This window comes from Cyanobacteriota bacterium, assembly GCA_025054735.1.
Lineage (GTDB): Bacteria > Cyanobacteriota > Cyanobacteriia > SKYG9 > SKYG9 > SKYG9.
Map to the genome: position 1 here is coordinate 1 of JANWZG010000279.1, position 5,368 is coordinate 5,368.

Here is a 5,368-nt window from a genome sequence, read left to right on the forward strand (position 1 = left end):
CAAATAGTTTAACAATTCTAAAGTCAACACTTTAAAGTCAGAAAGGGCACCGACGACTTTCCGCGTTTCGTCTCGGTGCCCTGACTGGTTCGCTCCTCACACCACCTACAATATACCTGAAGAGCTAGATTTTGTCACTACCTTTCTAACAAAGTTCTCGAAAAAACTGACTACCAGGCGAAATGCCCTAGCGCACTGTATTAGCCAAGTGCTCAACAGGTATCGGCTTCATCAAATAGAGACGGACAAACTGCACAACGTTAGACAGATACAGCGGGAGCTTTCGCAGGGCTTTAATCACCTTCGGTTGATTAGACTCTGCGATCGCCGTCAACTTGGCATTGTTGTCCACACAGATTTCTAACAAGCGATAGAAGTCTGGATGTCCCACGTTCAAAATCACAGGGAATACCCGTGCTGCGGTTTCATTGGTCTTCTCAATTACATACTTGTCATACTCGCGGGCATCTAGGCCGATCGCCCGATAAAACCCTGCCCGCTGCACATCATTTAGATACATTGTGGCAAACACCGACAACAAGAAGAATCGACTCCACAATTTTGCCTCTAGACCGGTCAAGATCTTGGGTTGAGCACGCATTAGGGCATCAAAAAAGTCACCATGACGGTTCTCATCCTGACACCAGTTCTCAAAAAAGCGGAAGATGGGATAGATCCGATTCTCTGGGTGTGATTCTAGATGACGATAGATAGTAATGTAGCGCCAATAACCAATCTTTTCCGAAAGGTAGGTAGCATAAAAAATAAATTTGGGCTGAAAGTAGGTATAGCTGCGGCTCTTAGTGAGGAAACCCAAGTCTAAACATAAGTTGAAGTCAGACATGGCTTTGTTAAGGAAACCTGCATGTCGAGCTTCGTCACGAGACATCAACCCAAAGCACTCTGCCAATACGGGATTTTTGCCTTTGAGCTTGCGTGATAGTTCCTTGTAGAGAAGAAAGCCAGAAAACTCAGCCGTACAGGAGCGCTCTAAGAATTCCACAAACAGGCGACGAGTTTCGCCATCAATATGCTCCCAAGACTGCTCAAACTCGCTATCACGAACAAAGTGGTTACGATTATAGTCTTGCCGAAATTCCTCCAAAATGGCCTTCAGCTCATCTTCGTTGGCAGTTATATCCATTGCTGCCATTGCATCGAAGTCTGTAGTGTAGAATCGAGGAGTTAAAATTGTCTCCTTAGCAGGCACTTTGACACCTGGCTTTATCTCTTCAAAGTTGGGCTTCTCAACGGTGTTGACCATAACGCCTTAGGGGTAAACCTTTTTATTACGTTCCCCAGTTTATCAGGGTGATGAGTATAAACACCCCAGATTTCGTTAAGAATGGTTGCAACCAAAGGGCCTTATTCCGGTAAATCAAGGGCATGCGCCTTAAGGTCTTCTAAAGTTACATATTCCAGGGTGGAAGCATGGGTAGCAGCTAACACAACAGGCGGGGCCATGCCAGCATCTAGTGCCTCTTTCCAGCGAGAAGCACATAAACACCAACGATCGCCTGGTTTTAGCCCAGGAAAGGCATAGGCAGGTACAGGGGTAATCAAGTCGTTGCCCCTAGCCTTGCTAAACGCTAAAAATGCTTCTGTAACTTGGGCACAAACCGTATGCGCTCCAATGTCACCTGCTCCTGTATTGCACATGCCGTCACGATAAAAACCCGTCATGGGCGACGTACAACAGACTTGCAGTGGTTTACCTAGCACATTACTAGCAGTTGACATAAAACGGCAATCCTTATTTATGCATGGCATAGCTAACTATGTAGATTACCGACAGATAGGGGTCATCGACAAGAGGTGTGATTAACCCAAATGTTGTGTATTCGATGCATGGATCACTGATTCGGTGAATACTGGTTAGCGAATGCTGATTGATGACCGTAGTAGTAGTTACTGGCACCGATGGTTTGACCTAGGTTGCACTGTGGCAGCCGTTGCATCTAGCGGATGAATCTGTGGCATTGCTTGTAGATGGACAGTTGTATAAAAAACAGTGCCAATCAAGGCAACTATAGCTGCGATCGCTACCCCTGTAGAGAGGCGGGCTTGGGTGCGGAGTCGCTCTATTTCTGCTGCCGTATCTGCACGCTGTGCTTCTGTCGAGCTATCTGTAGCTATGTCCCCCGCCTCAGATGACTTTTTGTCGTCTGGATCAGAAAAAACAACTAATGAATGCAGCCAATTCGTGATCAACCTGGGACTATTCTCCACAACCCACATTAATGCCACCTGACGACATAATGGCTTAGACATGCGCGCTAGGCTCTTGGTCAAAGGTTGTAGATAACGAGGTCGAATTTTCTGGTTAATAAGGTTGACGTATCCGATGTCATAAAGACAGTCAATCACTAGGGTTGCTGTCACTTTCTCACGTCGAAATAGCTGGTCAAGCACTAGCAAAACATCTTGCAGTCGCTCCTGCTCAATTTGCTGTTCTTTGAGCCGTTGTATATCGTGGGGAGAAAGTTTAGACAAAGGCTGAGGAGTCATAGTTTACACGCAGCTAGTCATTATCCCATGTGTACAGCAGAAGCCCAAATGCGTCAATGCTCTGGTTATGAGTCTACGATTGCAAGCACAGCTTTGGGTAACAGCTCTCGCTTAAACCACACGATCGGCACTGTTACATCCTTCACATCTACCCCGGCTTTTTCTAAGTTGAGGCGCTCAGAAATTGCCAGGATCAGATTTGTACAACTGGCCTTGCGAACTTGTGCAAACTTCTTTTGCAGGTAGTCTGGTCGCCAATAACCTACAATTTCCAACAACCAAGTGCGTCCATCAGGATGAACCAGCCGAAAATCTGGGATCACAACACTTCCTGGAACGGGCAACAACTCTACCTCGCGCTCCAGCTTCCAATCAGTATTGACCGCTGTCCAGCGATTAGCAAAACTTCGTTCAAGCATACTATCGTAAGGCTTTCCAGGTGGGTAGTGGCTCACCAAACCACAGTCATGCTGAAGTTGAAACTGACGCTGGCGCGCATCTCCTGTGAACGAGTCTCGTTGATATAGTACGGCTTCCAACTCCCAGTTAGTCACATGCAGCAACGCAGGCAGCATCATAGCTAGCTTTAACCCATACCGCGTGCTCATACCAAACAGGCTAGCTGCCCCATCCACGGTAATTGTAAAGCCGTGGTCTGCATCACCTTCCACATAGGCCATCAGTTGATAGAGCTTGAGGTAGCGAAACAGAAGTTTATATTCACCTGGGTCGTTGCGATGTACATGCAAAACAAGGTAAGCAGCTTGATACAACACACCCTGCACCTGAGATAGATTGTAGCGATGGATCAGAGCTTCTGGAGTTGGCTCCTCAAATCGAGTCAGAATCTGATTCTCCTTCAGGTCTGCATATAAACCAGCTTGAATTTCTGACCGTTGCACCTCACGATTTAATTCTTGGCTCAAGGAATCTGCAAGCTGAGTGAGAATTTGCTCCGTAGCACGAGGGCTAGGTACAGAAGCTGCTGACAATGTAAACACCCGCTGACGTAACTGTTGCGGTTCTAGTGGACTCAGGGTTTCAAACGTGCAAAAACTCACCTTCAACAGATGGGCAAGTCCTCGCCAGATGCGATAGTCTACACTGTCACCTTCCAGTTGGTTTAACTGACGGTCAAGATCACCTTGGCGCTGGTTCACTCGCGATCGCACCAGAGCAATTAACTCGCTAGCCATTGCCAGCGACCTGTTGTCTAACGGTAATTGCTTGGGAACTACTGTGTTTCCTTCAGTACGTAGAATCAGCAGGTCACTGGGCAACATAACATGGCAGTTCAAACTCAGAAAGACTAGCGCGAGACCCAGATCATCATGACATCTATCTCAAGACGAATTTGAGACCAGACAGTCTCCATCATGGTCAAGACTTGCGAATGTCCTTAGCCATATTGCGGAACAAATCCATACTGGAGTCTAGGCGACGCCGATCAGCAGCTTCCCCAATAGCCGTTGGGGATATCTGGACATTCGGTTGATTTGCAGGAGTACCCTTCTTAGCGGCAGCTTCTGCTTCATATTTCGACAATTGCACACTGTCCATAGCTGAGACTCGCTTGATCACTTCTTTTTCCTCAGGACTACTCGCTGTTTTGGGAAATGTCCGCCTAATAGTCTGGGCTGTCCGCATATAATCAAGATTGCCTAAACTTTTAGCACTGTCTGCGTCTAAAAAGTAGGCACCAGAAGTCGATTGAGGCTTTACTCGTTGAGTAGAAGCATTACCATCAGCACGCTTTGAACCAAATAGCCGTTTCACAAATCCAGTCATACTACTCTCCTAAGCATTAGTCGCCCATAGGTTACAGATCAGTAACTATTATGATAAGAAATGTGAACGAATGAAACAAAGCTATAGTGGGATTAGTTGACTGCAAACAGGTTGGATACACTAGGACTGGAATTATGGCGAGATTTATTCCTAATAGACTTAATCCCGATAGAGGAGGCAAACTCTTGAAACTCAAAAGTAGTACTCAGAAACGCTCATCGTTTGACACGATGCATCTGATGCGACGAGCAGAAGAGTTGATTAACGCCTCGTCAAATCGTTACCGGGTTACGGTGCAGGTTGCTAACCGGGCGAAGCGTCGTCGGTTTGAAGAATTTGATAATCTTGATGACCCTAGGATGAAACCTGTGATTCGAGCCATTATGGAAATGTCTGATGAGTTAACTCAGATAGAAATTATTGGCGATTGATGGCTCAACACAGGCGCACAAACTGGTGGTTTGTTTGGACAGTGGCTGTGATGATGGTCGTCATTACCCACTTCGCTAGTAGTCGTAACGTCATTGCTCAATCTGGTGTTGCACAGCCTAGCCCTGTTAATGTTCAGCCGCTGTTAATTCAGAATGTGTGGCGAGAAGTGTATCGGCAACTACCTGACCTTCCTCTCGAAAACCAGTATGTGAGTCGAGACACTGGACAAGTCGCTACTGATAACACCCTTGTCCGGCGGATGATTCAATACCATGTTTTCCAGAAAGGTCGGCCTCCTGGGTTGCGGCTAGACTGGAAGTTAACCCTAGCAGACTATCTAGGAGTCAATGAATATATGGATCCAGACGATTATGTGGCAGGAGCTAGGTTAACTCCCAGTCCTCTAATAGGAGATCAAGCGGCTATAAAGCGGTTAAGTCGCGTTCAACGTGAAGAATTGGTACAAACCTTGGTAGCTTTGCTGAAAATTGCCCGATGAACGATCGTCTGTTGCAAACAGGTGCGGGTTGGCGAATTGGTTGGGATCCATCTGCTCCAGTCTTCACAGGGTTGATCGGTGGAGATCACTGGGCGATTGAACTTACGGATGCTGAGCTGCATGATTTTTGCCGTCTGTGTA

At 46.7% G+C, this 5,368-nt stretch carries 8 protein-coding genes; 3 read left to right on the plus strand and 5 right to left on the minus strand.

What is annotated here, in order from left to right:
• Positions 1 to 187 precede the first annotated feature (187 nt).
• From acsF to NZ772_13020, 5 genes are all read right to left on the minus strand, one after another.
• Positions 188 to 1,264: a magnesium-protoporphyrin IX monomethyl ester (oxidative) cyclase gene (gene acsF, locus NZ772_13000; GenBank protein ID MCS6814468.1), complete on the minus strand. Its 1,077-nt coding sequence runs from the start codon at positions 1,262 to 1,264 to the stop codon at positions 188 to 190.
• Between the two features lie 101 nt (positions 1,265 to 1,365).
• Entirely contained in the window at positions 1,366 to 1,740 is a 375-nt protein-coding gene (locus NZ772_13005; protein MCS6814469.1) for a DUF2237 domain-containing protein, read from the minus strand.
• A 168-nt stretch (positions 1,741 to 1,908) separates the two neighbouring features.
• Positions 1,909 to 2,508: a hypothetical protein gene (locus NZ772_13010; GenBank protein MCS6814470.1), complete on the minus strand. Its 600-nt coding sequence runs from the start codon at positions 2,506 to 2,508 to the stop codon at positions 1,909 to 1,911.
• 65 nt (positions 2,509 to 2,573) lie between these two features.
• The gene (locus NZ772_13015) at positions 2,574 to 3,791 is read right to left on the minus strand and encodes a DUF790 family protein (protein MCS6814471.1); all 1,218 of its coding nucleotides are present in this window, start codon (positions 3,789 to 3,791) and stop codon (positions 2,574 to 2,576) included.
• 97 nt (positions 3,792 to 3,888) lie between these two features.
• On the minus strand, positions 3,889 to 4,296 hold the full coding sequence (locus tag NZ772_13020) for a hypothetical protein (GenBank protein ID MCS6814472.1): 408 nt from the start codon (positions 4,294 to 4,296) through the stop codon (positions 3,889 to 3,891).
• A 185-nt stretch (positions 4,297 to 4,481) separates the two neighbouring features.
• On the opposite strand from NZ772_13020, the gene NZ772_13025 reads away from it, so the two are divergent.
• From NZ772_13025 to NZ772_13035, 3 genes are all read left to right on the plus strand, one after another.
• Positions 4,482 to 4,727, plus strand: a complete 246-nt coding sequence (locus NZ772_13025) for a DNA-directed RNA polymerase subunit omega (protein MCS6814473.1) — start codon at positions 4,482 to 4,484, stop codon at positions 4,725 to 4,727.
• Entirely contained in the window at positions 4,727 to 5,227 is a 501-nt protein-coding gene (locus tag NZ772_13030; protein ID MCS6814474.1) for a hypothetical protein, read from the plus strand. The genes NZ772_13025 and NZ772_13030 overlap by 1 nt, the downstream gene beginning before the upstream one ends.
• Positions 5,224 to 5,368, plus strand: a 145-nt coding sequence (locus NZ772_13035) for a DUF1818 family protein (GenBank protein ID MCS6814475.1), incomplete at its 3' end; no start/stop codon positions are given. The genes NZ772_13030 and NZ772_13035, both read left to right, overlap by 4 nt.